Annotated in this window: 18 protein-coding genes and 1 pseudogene; 17 read left to right on the top strand and 2 right to left on the bottom strand. The window is 59.6% G+C overall.

Annotated elements, in window-relative coordinates; all coding sequences use genetic code 11:
• Window positions 1–7: 7 nt before the first annotated feature.
• A complete protein-coding gene (gene cmk / locus HYPDE_RS11410) occupies window positions 8–637 on the top strand; it encodes a (d)CMP kinase (protein WP_015598618.1) in 630 nt (209 codons plus the stop codon).
• A gap of 36 nt (window positions 638–673) precedes the next feature.
• Here cmk and HYPDE_RS11405 read toward each other — a convergent pair whose 3' ends face one another.
• Complete coding sequence (locus HYPDE_RS11405; protein WP_015598617.1) at window positions 674–937, bottom strand: hypothetical protein; 264 nt, start codon at window positions 935–937, stop codon at window positions 674–676.
• 170 nt (window positions 938–1,107) lie between these two features.
• On the opposite strand from HYPDE_RS11405, the pseudogene HYPDE_RS18800 reads away from it, so the two are divergent.
• From HYPDE_RS18800 to HYPDE_RS11325, 16 genes and pseudogenes are all read left to right on the top strand, one after another.
• Window positions 1,108–1,561 (top strand): annotated as a pseudogene (locus HYPDE_RS18800) (MFS transporter); the annotation flags it as partial.
• Between the two features lie 271 nt (window positions 1,562–1,832).
• A complete protein-coding gene (gene rpsA, locus HYPDE_RS11395) occupies window positions 1,833–3,554 on the top strand; it encodes a 30S ribosomal protein S1 (RefSeq protein WP_015598615.1) in 1,722 nt (573 codons plus the stop codon).
• A gap of 192 nt (window positions 3,555–3,746) precedes the next feature.
• Window positions 3,747–4,712 (top strand): signal peptide peptidase SppA, encoded by a 966-nt coding sequence (gene sppA / locus HYPDE_RS11390; protein WP_041320405.1) that lies wholly within the window; start codon window positions 3,747–3,749, stop codon window positions 4,710–4,712.
• A 33-nt stretch (window positions 4,713–4,745) separates the two neighbouring features.
• Window positions 4,746–5,045 (top strand): integration host factor subunit beta, encoded by a 300-nt coding sequence (gene ihfB, locus HYPDE_RS11385; RefSeq protein WP_041321187.1) that lies wholly within the window; start codon window positions 4,746–4,748, stop codon window positions 5,043–5,045.
• 30 nt (window positions 5,046–5,075) lie between these two features.
• A complete protein-coding gene (locus tag HYPDE_RS11380; RefSeq protein ID WP_041320403.1) occupies window positions 5,076–5,423 on the top strand; it encodes a lipopolysaccharide assembly protein LapA domain-containing protein in 348 nt (115 codons plus the stop codon).
• A gap of 15 nt (window positions 5,424–5,438) precedes the next feature.
• A complete protein-coding gene (locus HYPDE_RS11375) occupies window positions 5,439–5,675 on the top strand; it encodes a hypothetical protein (RefSeq protein WP_015598611.1) in 237 nt (78 codons plus the stop codon).
• A 10-nt stretch (window positions 5,676–5,685) separates the two neighbouring features.
• The gene (locus tag HYPDE_RS11370) at window positions 5,686–6,336 is read left to right on the top strand and encodes a phosphoribosylanthranilate isomerase (protein WP_015598610.1); all 651 of its coding nucleotides are present in this window, start codon (window positions 5,686–5,688) and stop codon (window positions 6,334–6,336) included.
• 36 nt (window positions 6,337–6,372) lie between these two features.
• Entirely contained in the window at window positions 6,373–7,614 is a 1,242-nt protein-coding gene (gene trpB / locus HYPDE_RS11365) for a tryptophan synthase subunit beta (protein WP_015598609.1), read from the top strand.
• Window positions 7,615–7,672: 58 nt separating this feature from the next.
• Window positions 7,673–8,098, top strand: coding sequence for an endonuclease domain-containing protein (locus HYPDE_RS11360; protein ID WP_015598608.1), 426 nt, complete (start codon window positions 7,673–7,675; stop codon window positions 8,096–8,098).
• 8 nt (window positions 8,099–8,106) lie between these two features.
• Entirely contained in the window at window positions 8,107–8,934 is an 828-nt protein-coding gene (gene trpA / locus HYPDE_RS11355; RefSeq protein ID WP_015598607.1) for a tryptophan synthase subunit alpha, read from the top strand.
• A 177-nt stretch (window positions 8,935–9,111) separates the two neighbouring features.
• On the top strand, window positions 9,112–10,197 hold the full coding sequence (gene accD, locus HYPDE_RS11350) for an acetyl-CoA carboxylase, carboxyltransferase subunit beta (protein WP_041321185.1): 1,086 nt from the start codon (window positions 9,112–9,114) through the stop codon (window positions 10,195–10,197).
• A 37-nt stretch (window positions 10,198–10,234) separates the two neighbouring features.
• Window positions 10,235–11,584 (top strand): bifunctional folylpolyglutamate synthase/dihydrofolate synthase, encoded by a 1,350-nt coding sequence (locus HYPDE_RS11345; protein WP_015598605.1) that lies wholly within the window; start codon window positions 10,235–10,237, stop codon window positions 11,582–11,584.
• A gap of 218 nt (window positions 11,585–11,802) precedes the next feature.
• A complete protein-coding gene (gene adh / locus HYPDE_RS11340; RefSeq protein ID WP_015598604.1) occupies window positions 11,803–13,323 on the top strand; it encodes an aldehyde dehydrogenase in 1,521 nt (506 codons plus the stop codon).
• Window positions 13,324–13,445: 122 nt separating this feature from the next.
• Window positions 13,446–13,820, top strand: a complete 375-nt coding sequence (locus HYPDE_RS11335; protein WP_041320401.1) for a DUF779 domain-containing protein — start codon at window positions 13,446–13,448, stop codon at window positions 13,818–13,820.
• A gap of 81 nt (window positions 13,821–13,901) precedes the next feature.
• Window positions 13,902–14,330, top strand: coding sequence for a DUF779 domain-containing protein (locus HYPDE_RS11330; protein WP_041320398.1), 429 nt, complete (start codon window positions 13,902–13,904; stop codon window positions 14,328–14,330).
• 55 nt (window positions 14,331–14,385) lie between these two features.
• Complete coding sequence (locus tag HYPDE_RS11325) at window positions 14,386–14,985, top strand: cysteine hydrolase family protein (protein ID WP_015598601.1); 600 nt, start codon at window positions 14,386–14,388, stop codon at window positions 14,983–14,985.
• 82 nt (window positions 14,986–15,067) lie between these two features.
• Here the strand turns inward: HYPDE_RS11325 and trxA are convergent, their stop codons facing one another.
• The gene (gene trxA, locus HYPDE_RS11320) at window positions 15,068–15,400 is read right to left on the bottom strand and encodes a thioredoxin (protein WP_015598600.1); all 333 of its coding nucleotides are present in this window, start codon (window positions 15,398–15,400) and stop codon (window positions 15,068–15,070) included.
• Window positions 15,401–15,452: the final 52 nt, after the last annotated feature.

Genomic DNA, 15,452 nt, shown 5'->3' with positions numbered 1-15,452 from the left:
TTCTCGATTGATCATCGCAATCGACGGGCCTGCGGCGTCTGGCAAAGGAACAGTTGCAAAGAAACTTGCCGAGCATCTTGGGGTGCCCTACCTCGACACGGGGCTTCTTTATCGAGCGGTTGCCCGCGACGTGGAAGCAAAAAGCGGGCAACTCGAAGATGCGGCTGCGGCGGTCGTTGCCGCTCAGTCGATCGATGCGCAGACCTTGGGCGACCCCGGCTTGCGGGGACCTCTTGCGGGCGACAAGGCATCGATCGTCGCCAAGATCCCGGCTGTTCGTGCAGCGTTGCTTGACTACCAGCGCAACTTTGCGCGAAGCGGTGCGCGCGGCGCGGTTCTGGATGGGCGTGACATAGGGACTGTCGTTTGCCCGGACGCGCACATCAAGATCTTTGTCACAGCCTCGGACGAGGCACGTGCACATCGCCGCTACCTCGAGCATCAGGGTCGCGGCGAGGCCATTCCCTATGAAACCGTGCTTGAAGATCTGCGTCGCCGCGATGCTCGCGACAGCGGCCGGACTATTGCGCCGCTTGAAGCGGCCGCCGATGCCCTTCACCTCGACACGACCAATTTAGATGCCGAGCAAACGTTTGCAGCCGTCCTCGCGCTGATCGCGGCAAAAGTAGCGAAGTAGGCGAAACGAATAGACACCCCGAAGGGCGTCTATGGGCTACTTCCCATTCTCTCGCTTGTACTGAGCAATGTCCTCAGCGGTGACTTCGCTCGATTGGCCGAGAGCTTTGATGCAGCCTGCCCCCAACATGTGCCGATGTTCGCGCATGCACGACTTGAGCGCCGCTGTACCAACCTTGAACTTGCCGCAATAAGCGACATAGTCCGCGCTGCATGCATCCTTCACCGCTTGGCTGACGGCAAACGCCGAGCCTGTCGAAAGCGCAAGCACAACCGCCGCGAAAACCGCGACCTTCTTCATATCCGTCTCCTTGGAATTACCCTTGCCTTAACGCCGGCGTGGCGGACGTGGTTCCCTCGATAGGCGAACCACTTTGCAGTGATTCAGACCCATTGCCAAATTACTTCGCGAAATGAACCCGACGAGTTTTATGCAAGCCGTCCGTAGTGCCTCTACGTCAGTATGTGTTTGGCGTGCTTCGCGCCGCGCCCGCTGTAGGCGCGCCGACGATGACGGCCTATCTCGCGCACCACCCGATCTCCAGCGGCGCCGGCATGAGGATGTTCCAGGCCGTCATCGTATTCGGCGTGGCAACCGTCGTTTTCGCGCTATCGCAGTTAGTGCCGCTGCCGCTTGCGGCGCTAGGTATCGCCGATGCGGCGGACACGACCAGCGTCGTCATACGCATCTCCCTAGTTCAACTCGCGACGCTCGATACCATGCGCGGACGGGTCGGAGCGGTACTATCTCTTCATCAACGCGCCGAACCAACTCGGCGAATTCGAGAGCGGTATGGCCGCGGCGCTTCCGGGGCACTGCCCGCGACTGTCTTTGGGTTTGCCGGGAAACGGCCAATCGGCGATTGTGCACCTTCGCAGGCCGAAGAATCGACCGCCTTGCACCTGCCGGATGCCTCTTGCGTAGGGCTACCACCTCCGCTATACCTTCGCGCATTCGACGCCGCCGTCGGATTGGTCATGAGGAAGATCAGCCGGTTGGGCCTGTAAGCAGGCCCGAATTCTGACCGGCAGGGCTGACGCCCATCACGGCAGCATCACACATCCAGAACATCCGACGCCCAAGGTTTGGCTTCGCGCGGTGCGCGGGCCGGCAGCTTTGGCGTCCTCCACATTTCATCCCAACATCGCCCCGTGCGCATGCGCTCGGGGTTTCCGTCTTAGACGAAGGAGACCGAATGTCAGCTGAAGTTGCTTCAAAAGAATTGAATCCGTCGCGCGAGGATTTTGCCGCGCTGCTCGCCGAAAGCCTTGCCAAGGATGACCTGTTCGAGGGCTCCGTCGTAAAGGGCAAGATCGTCGGCATCGAGAAAGACATGGCGATCATTGACGTCGGCCTGAAGATGGAAGGCCGGGTCGCGATGAAGGAATTCGGCATCGGCGGCAAGCCGGGCGATCTCAAGGTCGGTGATACCGTCGAAGTGTACCTGGAGCGCGTCGAAAATGCGCTCGGTGAAGCGGTGCTGTCGCGCGACAAGGCTCGCCGCGAAGAGAGCTGGACGCGCCTGGAACGTCTCTATGAGAAGGGCGAGAAGGTGACGGGCGTCATCTTCAATAAGGTGAAGGGCGGTTTCACCGTCGATCTCGACGGTGCGGTTGCGTTCCTTCCGGGCTCGCAAGTCGATATCCGTCCCGTGCGCGATATCGGACCGCTGATGCATCAGCCGCAGCCGTTCCAGATCCTCAAGATGGATCGCCGTCGCGGCAACATCGTCGTCTCGCGCCGTTCGGTGCTGGAAGAGAGCCGTGCCGAGCAGCGCACGGAGATTGTGGCGCGCCTCGCCGAGGGTCAGATCATCGACGGCCTCGTCAAGAACATCACCGACTACGGTGCGTTCATCGATCTCGGGGGCATCGACGGCCTGCTGCATGTCACCGACATGGCATGGCGCCGCGTCAATCATCCGTCCGAGATCCTGAACGTCGGCGATACGGTGAAGGTGCAGATCATCCGCATCAACCCCGAAACGCAGCGTATCTCGCTCGGCATGAAGCAACTGCAATCCGATCCGTGGTCGTCGATCGAGGCGAAGTATCCGGTCGGCGCGCGCGTCAAGGGAGCCGTGACGAACATCGCGGACTACGGAGCGTTCGTCGAACTGGAGCCGGGCGTCGAAGGCCTGATCCATGTCTCGGAAATGAGCTGGACGAAGAAGAACACGCACCCCGGCAAGATCGTTTCGACGAGCCAGCAGGTCGAGGTTCAGGTTCTCGAGGTCGATCCGCAGAAGCGCCGTATCTCGCTCGGCCTGAAGCAGACGCAGGAAAATCCGTGGGATGGGTTCCTGACCGCGCATCCGAAGGGCTCGGTCGTCGAAGGTCCGATCCGCAACATCACCGAGTTCGGCCTGTTCATCGGGCTCGACAACGGCATCGACGGCATGGTCCATCTCTCCGATCTCGACTGGCAGAAGCCGGGCGACGAGGTCATCAAGGACTACAAGAAGGGCGACAACGTCAAAGCTGTCGTGCTCGACGTCGACGGCGCAAAGGAGCGCATTTCGCTTGGCATCAAGCAGCTTGCGGGCGATCCCGCCGACGCCATGGCGAAATACAAGAAGGGCGACGCCGTGACGTGCACGGTGACGTCGGTCAGCGATGCCGGCATCGAGGTAAAGATTGCCGACAGTGAGCTGACATCGTTCGTCAAGCGCGGCGATCTCTCGCGTGATCGTTCCGAGCAGCGTCCCGAGCGGTTCAACGTCGGCGACAAGGTCGATGCGGCCGTTGTCTCGGTCGATAAGGCAGCACGCCGTATCGCCGTTTCGATCAAGGCTCTTGAACTTGCCGAAGAGAAGCAGGCGGTGGCGCAGTACGGATCGTCGGATTCGGGCGCCTCGCTCGGCGATATCTTCAAGGCCGCCATCAAGAAGCGCGAGGGAGCCGAAGACGGCGAGTGATCGTTGTTCCTTCAACGCAATACGCGCAAGGCGCGCGGCAATCTTTGTCGCGCGCTTAACTTTTATCCGAGAGGCCGCAGACGTCTCGGTTGCCCGCGGCCCGAACCTTGCCTACCTTTCGCCCCTTAGAGCGCCTCTCGAACTTTTTCCACGATGCGAGGGCGCGATCCGTTGACGGAAAGGCACTCCCCCATGCTTGAAACGGAAACAGTTTTGGATCGTCGCCGGCTTCGCCGGTCGGTCACGTTCTGGCGCGCAGCCGGCCTTGCCGCAATCTTGATTGCAATCGGCGTGCTGACGCTCGGCGGCGACAAGCTCGCGACGCTTACTGGCGAAAAGCAGATCGCGCGCATCACGATCGAAGGCACGATCACGGAAGACCGCGATCAGCTTAAAATGCTTAAGGACATTGCCGACGACAACAGTGTCGCCGGCGTTCTGCTTTATGTGAACAGTCCCGGCGGCACGACGACGGGCGGCGAAGCGCTTTATGAAGGATTGCGTGCTGTCGCGGCCAAGAAACCGATCGTCGCTCAATTCGGCACGGTTGCGGCGTCCGCGGCTTATATTGCCGGTCTTGCGACCGACCACATTGTGGCCCGCGGCAACTCGATCACCGGTTCCGTCGGCGTCATCGTCCAGTGGCCCGAGTTCGTGCAGCTTCTGGACAAGGTCGGCGTCAAGGTGAACGAGGTAAAGAGCGGACCGCTCAAGGCCTCTCCGTCGCCGTTTGAGCCTCTGGACGAAGGTGGCAAGCAGGTTGCCCAGGGCATGGTGAATGATGGATTCAAGTGGTTCGTGAACCTTGTTGAGACCCGCCGCGGCGTCAAGGCGGCTGACATTCCCGGGCTTTTGGATGGGCGGATTTTCTCAGGGCGCGAGGCGCTGCAGGCCAAGCTCGTCGACCAGATCGGCGGTGAGGACGAGGCCGTCAAATGGCTGAAAGATGAGAAAAACGTGCCTCAGAACGCCAAACTCGTCGATTGGAAGCCGCAGTCGTCGAACTCCTATGGCTTCGCCTGGATGTCGGCCCGGGTCGCCGGGGTGCTTCTCGGTTCGGGCGCCGGGGAACTCGTAAATTTCCTCGCTCAAGATCGCTCGATTTCAACGCTCGGTCTTGACGGTCTGCTTTCAGTTTGGCACCCTTCTGAAAAATAAGGAGAAATGATCGCTGTTGCTGGGGAGCGAGACGTGATCAAATCGGAGCTTGTTCAAAAAATCGCGACTGCAAATCCGCACCTTTATCATCGCGATGTGGAGCGCATCATCAACGTCATCTTCGATGAAATCGTTGATGCGCTGTCGCGTGGCGATCGTGTCGAGCTTCGCGGTTTCGGCGCCTTCACCGTAAAGCATCGGGCGTCGCGCCAAGGGCGCAATCCGCGCACGGGGACGACGGTGGCGGTTGCCGAAAAGTTCGTGCCGTTTTTTAAAACCGGCAAGGAGCTTCGCGATCGTCTGAATGCGCTCAACGGCCAACATCCGATGTAGCGTCGCGAGACGAAATAGCGAGGTACGATCGTGTTTAGGCGTATTTTGGCGCTTTTTATTGCGTTCCCGATTGGGGTTATTCTCGTTGCCATCGCCGTGTCCAATCGGCAGCCGGTTTCGTTGATCCTCGATCCCTTCAAACCGGAGAATCCGGCGCTTTCGATCGAAATGCCGTTTTATGCCTATCTTCTCGGCGCGCTTGTCATCGGCGTTATCCTCGGTGGCGTTGCAACGTGGATGGGGCAAAGCCGTTGGCGGCAGACCGCCCGCGCGCAAGGCCAGCGCGCCCAGCGTTGGCAAGCGGAAGCTGATCGGTTGACGCGCGAACGCGAGGCGAAAGCTGCGACGGGAACCGATCTTGCCATCGCAAGTCGTTGATGCCGTGAGCGTTCGATGACATTCGATGCATTGACGCTCTTCGGTCTCGTGGCCGTATCTCTGATGTTGCTGTTCTACGCCTTCGAGGATAACAGCCCTTGGTGCATTCTAGGTTTTGCGGTCGCCTGCGCGATGGGGTCGATTTACGGCTTCCTGCAGGGCGCTTGGCCGTTTGGGCTGGTGGAAGGTGTTTGGACATTCATCGCTTTGAAACGCTGGCAAAAGCGCCGTTTGACGGGCAAGCCGGCATAACGGCTCGCCTATGACGACAAAAACCAAGATTTGCGGGCTCAATACGCGCGAAGCGTTGGCGGCTGCCATTGACGGGGGCGCAGATTATGTCGGTTTCGTCTTTTTCGCGCCGAGCCCCCGGCACCTTGAAATTGCGGCGGCACGGCGCCTTGCTGAGCAGGCCCGCGGCAGGGGCGATATTGTTGCGCTGACGGTCGATGCGACGGACGCAGTGCTCGATGAGATCGCGAAAGAGATTGCGCCGGATTTCCTCCAGCTTCATGGGAGCGAAACGCCGGAGCGCGTTGTTGAGGTGAAAGAGAAGTTCGGATGTAAGATAATCAAGGCAATGCCGGTCAGAACTTCGGAAGACGCGGCGCTCGCCAAGACCTATACGAAAGTTGCGGACTTGATCCTGTTCGATGCCAAGGCGCCTTCTGGCGCGACCCGTCCCGGAGGGCACGGACAGGCCTTTGATTGGGCGGTTCTTGATGCCGTTTCGCGAGATATCCCATTCATGCTGTCGGGCGGGCTCACCCCCGACAATGTTCAGGAGGCCATTCGCGCGACATGTCCACAGTCGGTCGATGTTTCGTCGGGTGTTGAAACCGCGCCCGGGGTCAAAGACGCGGATTTGATCCGCCGCTTTCTTCAGGCCGTAAAGACGGCTAATCAGAGCTGACAGGATTAAATGCTGTTTCGCGGCTTAGGTAGATCGATGGTGACGACGCAAAAGAAGGTCGAAGAAGCGAAGCTCAACAGCTACGCGACAGGCCCGGACGACAAAGGTTTCTTCGGTATCTTCGGAGGCCGTTTCGTCGCCGAAACCTTGATGCCGCTGATCCTTGATCTCGAGCGCGCTTATAATGCGGCGAAGACCGACCCTGAATTTCAGCGCGAGCTTCAGTCGCTCAACAAGCATTACGGCGGCCGCCCGAGCCCGCTCTATTACGCCGAGCGGATGAGCGCCGAGCTTAGCGGTGCGAAGATCTATTTCAAGCGCGAAGAACTCAACCACACGGGCTCGCACAAGATCAACAATTGTCTTGGGCAAATCCTGCTGGCGCGGCGTATGGGCAAGACGCGCATCATCGCCGAGACGGGCGCTGGACAGCACGGTGTCGCCGTCGCGACCGTCTGTGCCAAGTACGGCATACCGTGCGAAATCTACATGGGCGCGACGGATGTCGAGCGTCAGTCGCCGAACGTCGCGCGCATGGCGCTTCTCGGCGCCAAACTCAATCCGGTGACATCCGGTGCCGGCACGCTCAAAGACGCGATGAACGAAGCACTGCGCGACTGGGTAACGAATGTTCGCGACACCTATTATCTGATCGGTACGGCGGCCGGTCCGCATCCTTATCCGGCAATGGTTCGCGATTTTCAGGCGATCATCGGTAACGAGGTCCGTACGCAGATGATGGAAGCGGAAGGCCGATTGCCCGATACGATCGTTGCATGCATCGGCGGCGGCTCGAATGCGATCGGCATCTTCCATCCATTCCTCGACGATAAGGACGTTGCGATTTACGGCGTAGAAGCAGGCGGACATGGATTGAATGTTGAGAATGGTCATGCTGCGTCGATGAACGGCGGCTCTCCCGGCGTGCTGCATGGAAACCGGACCTATCTCCTGCAGGATGGCGACGGACAAATCCTCGAAGGCCATTCGATTTCGGCCGGGCTCGATTATCCGGGCGTCGGACCGGAGCATTCATGGCTGAAAGACATTGGCCGCGTGACCTATGTCGCGGTGACGGACAAGGAAGCGCTCGAAGCGCTGCAGGTCTGCACGCGGCTCGAAGGCATCATTCCAGCGCTGGAGCCGAGCCACGCTTTGGCACATGTGATGAAGCTCGCGCCGAAGCTGCCGAAAGACAATCTGCTCGTGGTGAACGTATCGGGCCGCGGCGATAAAGACCTTTTCACCGTCGCCAAGCACCTCGGCATGAAAATTTAAATCCCCTCTCCCCGTTCTTCGCGGGGAGAGGGCTAGGGTGAGGGGCGGCCGTGGGACAATGAGACGTTCAAAGCCCTGGGTAACCAATCGCGCTCGCGTGCTGAGGTCAAAGGACGTTGCCGCCGAGCAGAGCTTGTGGCAGGCCTTGCGCAATCGATCGCTTGGCGGGTTCAAGTTCGTCCGTCAGGAGCCGATAGGTGACTATTTCGCTGATTTTGTCTATCGCGAATTGAAGCTGGTGGTAGAGGTCGACGGTGCGACGCACGGAGCGGCGGAGGAGCAGATCGAGGATCGTGCCCGCGAAACATACTTGGCACGATCAGGATACCAAGTTATGCGCGTGTCGAATGAAAATGTACGAACCAACTTGAGCGGTGTGCTGGATACGATCATGGCAGAGCTAAACTGCAAGGCGGAACTGAAGATCGAGCAAGCTGCCGCCCCTCACCCCAACCCTCTCCCCGCCGGCGGGGAGAGGGCGTAACTGCAGCCATGACCAAAACCACTCGCATCGATGCGCGCTTTGCGGCACTGAAGAAAGAGAAGCGTCCGGCGCTGATCACCTTCATCACGGCCGGCGATCCCGATCCTGAAACGAGCAAGGCGATCCTGGGCGGACTTGCGGATGCCGGAGCTGACGTCATCGAACTTGGCATGCCGTTCTCGGACCCGATGGCAGACGGCCCGGCGATCCAGGCCTCGTCGCAGCGGGCGCTCAAGGGCGGCCAGACGATGGTCAAGACGCTGCAAATGGTGCGCGATTTCCGCGCCAAGGACGCGGCAACGCCGATCGTGCTGATGGGTTACTACAACCCGATTTATGTCTACGGCAACGGACGCTTCATCGCGGATGCCAAGGCTGCCGGTGTTGACGGCCTGATCGTCGTCGATGTGCCGCCCGAGGCGGACGAGGAGCTTTGCTTGCCTGCACTTCGAGCTGGCCTCAACTTCATCCGGCTGGCAACTCCGACAACCGACAAGGCGCGCCTGCCTGCGGTGCTCAGCAATACTTCCGGTTTCGTTTACTATGTCTCGATCACTGGGATTACAGGGGCTGCCGCTCCAGAAGTAAACGATGTTCAGAAACACGTTGGCGCGATTAAAAGCGCGACGCCGCTGCCTGTGGTTGTAGGATTTGGTGTTAAATCGGGCGAGCAGGCCCGCGCTCTTGGCCAGACGGCAGATGGCGTGGTTGTGGGCTCCGCACTCGTCTCGAGGATCGAAAAATCCCTGGGGGCAAAGGGCGAAGCGACATCCAAGACGACCAAAGATGTGCTGGAATTGGTAAAAGAGTTAAGTTCAGCATTGCGCGCCTACTAGTACCCCGGGGCGATTGGCTCTATTGGAAGGCCGCCGCTGCGCCCCCATTTTTGTGCAGTGCCCTAGCGCAGGCCGAAGGTGTGGCGCTAAATTGAAGCCGCCGGCCGAGAGCTTGCCATCGTGCCCGCACGCGAAGGCGGTATGCATGCTGCAGCGGACTACGAGGAGCCTACCCGAGTGAATTGGATCAACAACGTTGTCCGCCCGAAGATTAGCGGGCTGTTGTCGACAGCAAAGCGTGAGGTGCCGGACAATCTCTGGGTGAAGTGCCCAGAGACGGGAGAGATGGTCTTTTACAAAGACCTCGAGGCCAACCAATTCGTCGTTCCCGGTTCCAATTATCACATGCGGATGGATTCGCCGCAGCGGCTCCACCATCTGTTCGACGGCGGCGACTATCGCGTCGTCTCCGTTCCGAGCGTTCAGCAGGATCCGCTCAAGTTCCGCGACGGGCGAAAATACACGGACCGGCTGAAGGATGCCAAGGCGACGACGAAGCTCGAAGATGCCGTTCTCGTCGGCGAGGGCCTGCTCGACGGCCAGTCCGTCGTCGCTGCCGTACAAGACTTCCGCTTCATGGCCGGCTCGCTCGGCATGGCCGCGGGCGAAGCGCTTATCACCGGTATGCTGCGCGCAGTTGAGTTGAAGTCGCCCTTTATTCTTTTCGCGGCATCCGGCGGCGCGCGCATGCAGGAAGGCATCCTGTCGTTGATGCAGATGCCGCGCACCACGATAGCAGTCCAGCGCCTCAAAGACGCCCGACTGCCTTATATCGTCGTGCTCACCGATCCGACGACGGGTGGCGTTACGGCGTCTTACGCAATGCTCGGAGACATCCATATCGCGGAGCCCGGAGCACTTATTTGTTTTGCAGGCCCGCGCGTCATTCAGCAGACAATCCGCGAGCAGTTGCCGGATGGCTTCCAGCGTGCCGAATATCTGCTTTCGCACGGCATGGTCGACATGGTCGTGCATAGGCATCAACTGCGCGAAACATTATCGCGTGTCTGCAGACTTCTGATGAGCGGCGCGCAGGTGGCGAAAGCCAAAGACGCGCACAAGATGAACGGCAAGCCGTACATGAACGGCGCCACGGTCGACAGCAAGGTGGTGGAGACGGCTGCACGAGAGACGGGCGCTGTCGTCGAGCCGGAAGTCGTTCCGAACAGCCAGCGTTTCGAACCGGGGAAGGCCGATAAGAGGCGCGACGACGCCGCTTCTGCGTCAGCTCCAAACGTCAAAGACGCGCCTCACGGCGCCTGATCAGGCAAACATCCAACAGCACGGCAGCGCCATCATCATGATCCCGTCGAAGACACGTCCGTCGAGCGACGCGCTGCTTGGCGATCTGATGCTTCTCCATCCGAAGCTCATCGACTTGTCTCTCGGCCGCGTCGAACGCTTGCTCGCCAAGCTCGGACATCCGGAGCGCAAGCTGCCTCCCGTCGTCCATATTGCCGGCACGAATGGCAAAGGGTCCATCACCGCATACCTCCGCGCGTTCATGGAGGCGGCGGGGAAGCGCGTTCATGTCTATACGTCGCCGCATCTCGTGCGCTTCCACGAGCGCATCGTGCTCGCTGGCCCTGACGGTATGGCACGAGCGATCGACGAAGACTCCCTCGTCGATGTTTTGATGCGGGTGCAGGCCGTGAATGACGGCGAAGATATCACCCAGTTCGAGATTACGACGGCGGCGGCATTTCTTGCATTCGCCGAACGCCCCGCCGACATTCTGCTGCTTGAAGTCGGTCTCGGCGGTCGCCTCGATGCAACAAACGTCATTGCCGAGCCGGCACTGACCGTCATCACGCCGATCTCGATGGATCACGCCGAGAAGCTCGGGCCCACCCTCAGTAAGATCGCGGCAGAAAAGGCAGGCATTCTGAAACGCGGCGTTGCTGGTGTCATTTCGCAGCAATCGAATGAGGTCCTGTCCGTCATCGAAGCGCGCGCGCGGGTGGTCGGCGCGGATTTGACTATCTGGGGCCGCGATTTCGATGCCTATGAACAGACAGGCCGCCTGGTCGTTCAACGTGACGGCCATCTGCTCGATCTACCGCTGCCGGCGCTCGTCGGCAGACATCAAATCGGCAATGCCGGAACCGCGGTTGCCGCGGCCCTTGTTCTCGGCGAACGGACTCCCTCGTTGAGGCTTGATGAGAGAGCCATCGAAATCGGGCTCAGGACGGTCGAGTGGTCGGCCCGGATGCAGCGGCTATCCTCCGGTCCGTTGCCAAAAATTCTCGGGGACGAGGCCGAGCTTTGGCTCGATGGCGGCCACAATCCCGCGGCTGGCGACGTGATTGCCGACACGCTTGCAGCCCTTGATGAGAAATCCCCGAAGCCCGTCTACCTTGTGGTCGGCATGATGGGGCAGAAGGATGCGCTTGGCTTCCTGGCGCCCTTCCGGGGCCTTGTCCGTGCCATCTACACCGTGCCGATCCCGGGCGCGCATGAGGCACCTCATACCCAGGAAAATCTCGCTGAGATTGCGCGGGCAGCGGGAATGCAGGCAACGGATCGCGAAAACGTGATTGATGCGCTGCAAACGATTGCTGCACTGCCCAAGGGGCCGAAGCGGGTCTTGATTTGCGGTTCACTCTATCTTGCAGGCCATGTTCTTTCTCTCCAGCAGCCGTCACAATAGCGTCGCTTAGCGAACTGCTTACGCGCTGGCGTAAAGCGTCCTAATGTGGAGTGAGCGGGTGCTGATCTTTTCGGACCGCGGCGCTGTGGCGACTGCTGGCGTATGGCTGGCCCTACTAATGAACAAGACCGCCGCTATGGCTTGACAAGGCGCGCCTGGGTTATCACTTCGCCCAAGAAGCTGCCCCAAAGCAAACAATCAATCGGAGGAGATCTGCGATGCAGCATGTTGCGATGGATAAACTTAAAGGCCGGCAAGTCATCAAGGCTCGCTACGACAACTTCATCGGAGGCAAGTGGGTCGCCCCTGTTCGTGGACAGTATTTTACGAACGTCACTCCGATTACCGGTCAGCCCGTTTGCGAAATTGCGCGCTCGACAGCTGAGGACATCGAACTAGCTCTTGATGCCGCTCACAAAGTCCGTGAGTCCTGGGGCAACACTTCTCCGGCAGCGCGGGCTCGCGTCCTGGCGAAGATCGCGACGAGGATGGAAGAGAACCTGGACGTTCTGGCGCTCGTCGAGACGATCGACAACGGCAAGCCGATCCGCGAGACAACGCACGCCGACTTGCCGCTCGCGGTCGATCATTTCCGTTATTTCGCTGGCTGCCTGCGAGCACAGGAAGGTTCGATTTCCGAGATCGATCACGATACGATCGCGTATCATTTCCATGAACCGCTCGGTGTCGTCGGCCAGATCATTCCATGGAACTTCCCGCTGTTGATGGCGGTTTGGAAGCTCGCGCCTGCGCTTGCCGCTGGCAACTGCGTGATCCTGAAACCTGCCGAGCAGACGCCGATGTCGATCATGGTTCTGATGGACATCATCGGCGATCTTCTTCCCGAAGGCGTCCTCAATGTCGTCAATGGCTTTGGCGTCGAAGCGGGTAAGCCCCTCGCTCAGAACAAGCGCATCGCGAAGATCGCCTTCACCGGCGAGACGACGACCGGCCGCTTGATCATGCAGTATGCATCGGAAAACATAATCCCGTGCACGCTGGAGCTCGGCGGCAAGTCGCCGAACATCTTCTTCGCGGACGTGATGGACGCGGACGACGAATACTTCGACAAGTGCCTCGAAGGCTTCACGATGTTCGCCCTGAACCAGGGTGAAGTTTGCACCTGCCCGAGCCGCGCGCTGATCCAGCGTTCGATTTATGAGAAATTCATGGAACGGGCTTTGCAGCGTGTCGTGAAGATCAAACAGGGCCATCCGATGGATGCCACCACGATGATCGGCGCTCAGGCCTCGAACGATCAGCTTGAGAAGATTTTGAGTTACATCGAGATCGGCAAGGGCGAGGGTGCGCGCGTGTTGACGGGCGGCAAGCGCGCCAACCTCGGCGGCGAGCTATCGTCGGGCTATTACGTCGAACCGACGGTTCTTGAAGGCCACAACAAGATGCGCGTCTTCCAGGAAGAAATTTTTGGACCCGTCCTTGCGGTCACGACCTTCGAGGACGATGCGGAAGCGCTCGCGATCGCCAACGACACGCTCTATGGTCTCGGATCAGGCGTCTGGACCCGCAACGGCACGCGCGCCTATCGCATAGGCCGAGGCATCCAGGCCGGCCGCGTCTGGACCAACTGCTATCACGCCTATCCTGCGCATGCTGCGTTCGGTGGCTACAAGATGTCGGGTATCGGCCGCGAAACGCACAAGATGATGCTCGATCACTATCAGCAGACGAAGAACCTGCTCGTCAGCTACAGCCCGAAGGCGCTCGGCTTCTTCTGAGGCTTTCGCAGGTGAGAGCTTTGAGCGGGGCGCATTCGGCAAGCGGATGCGCCCCGCTTTCGTTTTGTCTCTTTGGTTTTGGATCGCCATATCCATCCGTAACTGCACCGAGAGAGGTTCGAATGCCCTCAGTGCGAATCTCAGCCACTCCTGAAGCATGCGCTGCGTTGCTACGCCTGGCGAAGGAGCACGGACCGCTGATGTTCCACACGAGCGGCGGCCGAGTTGGAGGGCGGCAATATCCAATCTGTCTTCCGGCACAGGCATTGCGGCTCGGAGAGCGCGATCATCTGCTCGGCGAGGTTGAGGGCATTCCGATCTATGAGATGGAAGATCGGGAGGGCAGCATCGCGTGCCGTGCCCAAGCATACGTCCTGGATGTTGCTGCCGGTCCCGCTATCGGTTTTTCGATTGCCGCGGCGCCGGGGAAACGCTTCTCCTTAATGCCGGTTGCAGAGAAGGCCTGCTCGGATCATATCAAGGAAGAGAAGAATTAGTGTGGGTCGACGCCGATGATCTCGCTCCAGTCGGTTCTGGAGGGTTCGGCACGATACACGATGCATTGTCGGAGGATACGCATGTCCGTTGTAACACCAGAAAAGCCGAAGACTACGGCGTCACGAGTTTCATGCACTCAGACGGCACTGGACCTTATTAAGAAGCTTGAAGGACTTCACGGGCCGTTGCTTTTCCATCAGTCGGGAGGCTGCTGCGACGGCAGTTCGCCGATGTGCTATCCGCGCAAGGAATTCAAAGTCGGCGCGCAGGACGTCTATATGGGCGAGATCGCCGGCCAGCCGTTCTACATGGGCCGATCGCAATTCGAATATTGGCAACATACGCATCTGATCATTGATGTCGTACCGGGGCGCGGCTCTGGGTTTTCTGTCGAGTCGCCCGAAGGCGTGCGCTTTCTGACGAGGTCGCGCGTCTTTACCGACGCCGAGAGTGATGAACTCGATGCACTTGGACCGCCGCCGACAGGTGCCGAGCATCCGCCGGTTTAGTGGTGGGCAAAGCTGAGTTTGATAAAGAAAAAGCAAATCATCAAGGAAGTGCCGAATGTCTGCTTCGAAGACCCTTCGCGAGATCACGGGGCTGGGCAACACACCGACGACTGTTGGCAAATCTGCTCTGGTCCTCATCGATTGCCAGAACACTTATCGCGAGGGCATCATGCAGCTTGAGGGCGTCGAACCGGCGCTCGTCCAATGCGAGACGCTTCTTGCCCGCTATCGCAATGCAGGGCGACCGGTCATCCATATCCAGCACGATGCTGGCGCCGGCTCTCCTTATGATGTGAACAATCGCATTGGGGCCATCGCGGACGTCGTGAAGCCGCGCGACGGCGAGCCTGTCGTCGTAAAGAATTATCCAAGCTCATTTGAGAAGACGAACCTCGACGAGCTGCTCAAAGGTTATGGCGTCGAAGACGTCGCGCTCGTCGGCTTCATGACGCATGTCTGCGTCAACTCGACGGCACGGGCGGCTTTCAATCACGGCTATCGCGCGACCGTCGTCGGCAATGCCACGGCGACGCGGTCGCTGCCGAGCCCGACGGGCGGCGTTACGTTAGCCAAAGACTTGCACGAAGCGAGCCTGACGGCTCTGCACGACATTTTCGCAGTCGTCGTTCCAAGCGTGGACGACATCGCGAATTAGTCTCAAAGACGTCTGGAGCTCCGCAAAAGAAAAGACCCCGTTCCGCACGGGGTCTTCCTTATTCCGTAAGAGCCGCGAGCAATTATACGGCGGCTGCGACGCTTGAATTGATCCAGTCTTCGAGTTTCTTCTTTTGCACGATCGCGCCGGTATGTTGTGCCGCGACCTTGCCGCCCTTGAAGATCAGCAACGTCGGCATGGCGCGGATACCGTAGGTGCCGGTGACGCGCGGGTTCTCATCGACGTCGACTTTGACGACCTTGACCTTGCCCGTCATCTCTTTCGCGACCTGATCCAGCGCGGGAGCCATGGCTTTGCAGGGCCCGCACCACACAGCGTGGAAGTCGACGAGAACCGGCTCATTCGACTTTAGGACTTCATCATCGAAGCTTGCGTCTGTTACTGCATTAGCCATTGATATTTCTCCATTTCCGGACCGGGGGATGGGAGCCGGGACCCTCAGCATC

The sequence above is a fragment of the Hyphomicrobium denitrificans 1NES1 genome (assembly GCF_000230975.2).
Taxonomy (GTDB): Bacteria; Pseudomonadota; Alphaproteobacteria; order Rhizobiales; family Hyphomicrobiaceae; genus Hyphomicrobium_B; species Hyphomicrobium_B denitrificans_A.
Note: the sequence above shows the minus strand (reverse complement) of the source record. Positions and strands in the feature narration are given on the sequence as shown.

Excerpts from the sequence above, each read along its gene's own strand:
- HYPDE_RS11345 (WP_015598605.1), top strand. The coding sequence starts at position 10,235 with ATGATCCCGTCGAAGACACGTCCGTCGAGCGACGCGCTGCTTGGCGAT.
- HYPDE_RS11335 (WP_041320401.1), top strand. The coding sequence starts at position 13,446 with ATGCCCTCAGTGCGAATCTCAGCCACTCCTGAAGCATGCGCTGCGTTG.
- trpA (WP_015598607.1), top strand. The coding sequence starts at position 8,107 with ATGACCAAAACCACTCGCATCGATGCGCGCTTTGCGGCACTGAAGAAA.
- HYPDE_RS11330 (WP_041320398.1), top strand. The coding sequence starts at position 13,902 with ATGTCCGTTGTAACACCAGAAAAGCCGAAGACTACGGCGTCACGAGTT.
- HYPDE_RS11405 (WP_015598617.1), bottom strand. The coding sequence starts at position 937 with ATGAAGAAGGTCGCGGTTTTCGCGGCGGTTGTGCTTGCGCTTTCGACA.
- sppA (WP_041320405.1), top strand. The coding sequence starts at position 3,747 with ATGCTTGAAACGGAAACAGTTTTGGATCGTCGCCGGCTTCGCCGGTCG.
- rpsA (WP_015598615.1), top strand. The coding sequence starts at position 1,833 with ATGTCAGCTGAAGTTGCTTCAAAAGAATTGAATCCGTCGCGCGAGGAT.
- HYPDE_RS11325 (WP_015598601.1), top strand. The coding sequence starts at position 14,386 with ATGTCTGCTTCGAAGACCCTTCGCGAGATCACGGGGCTGGGCAACACA.
- trxA (WP_015598600.1), bottom strand. The coding sequence starts at position 15,400 with ATGGCTAATGCAGTAACAGACGCAAGCTTCGATGATGAAGTCCTAAAG.
- adh (WP_015598604.1), top strand. The coding sequence starts at position 11,803 with ATGCAGCATGTTGCGATGGATAAACTTAAAGGCCGGCAAGTCATCAAG.
- HYPDE_RS11375 (WP_015598611.1), top strand. The coding sequence starts at position 5,439 with ATGACATTCGATGCATTGACGCTCTTCGGTCTCGTGGCCGTATCTCTG.
- HYPDE_RS11370 (WP_015598610.1), top strand. The coding sequence starts at position 5,686 with ATGACGACAAAAACCAAGATTTGCGGGCTCAATACGCGCGAAGCGTTG.
- HYPDE_RS11360 (WP_015598608.1), top strand. The coding sequence starts at position 7,673 with ATGAGACGTTCAAAGCCCTGGGTAACCAATCGCGCTCGCGTGCTGAGG.
- trpB (WP_015598609.1), top strand. The coding sequence starts at position 6,373 with ATGGTGACGACGCAAAAGAAGGTCGAAGAAGCGAAGCTCAACAGCTAC.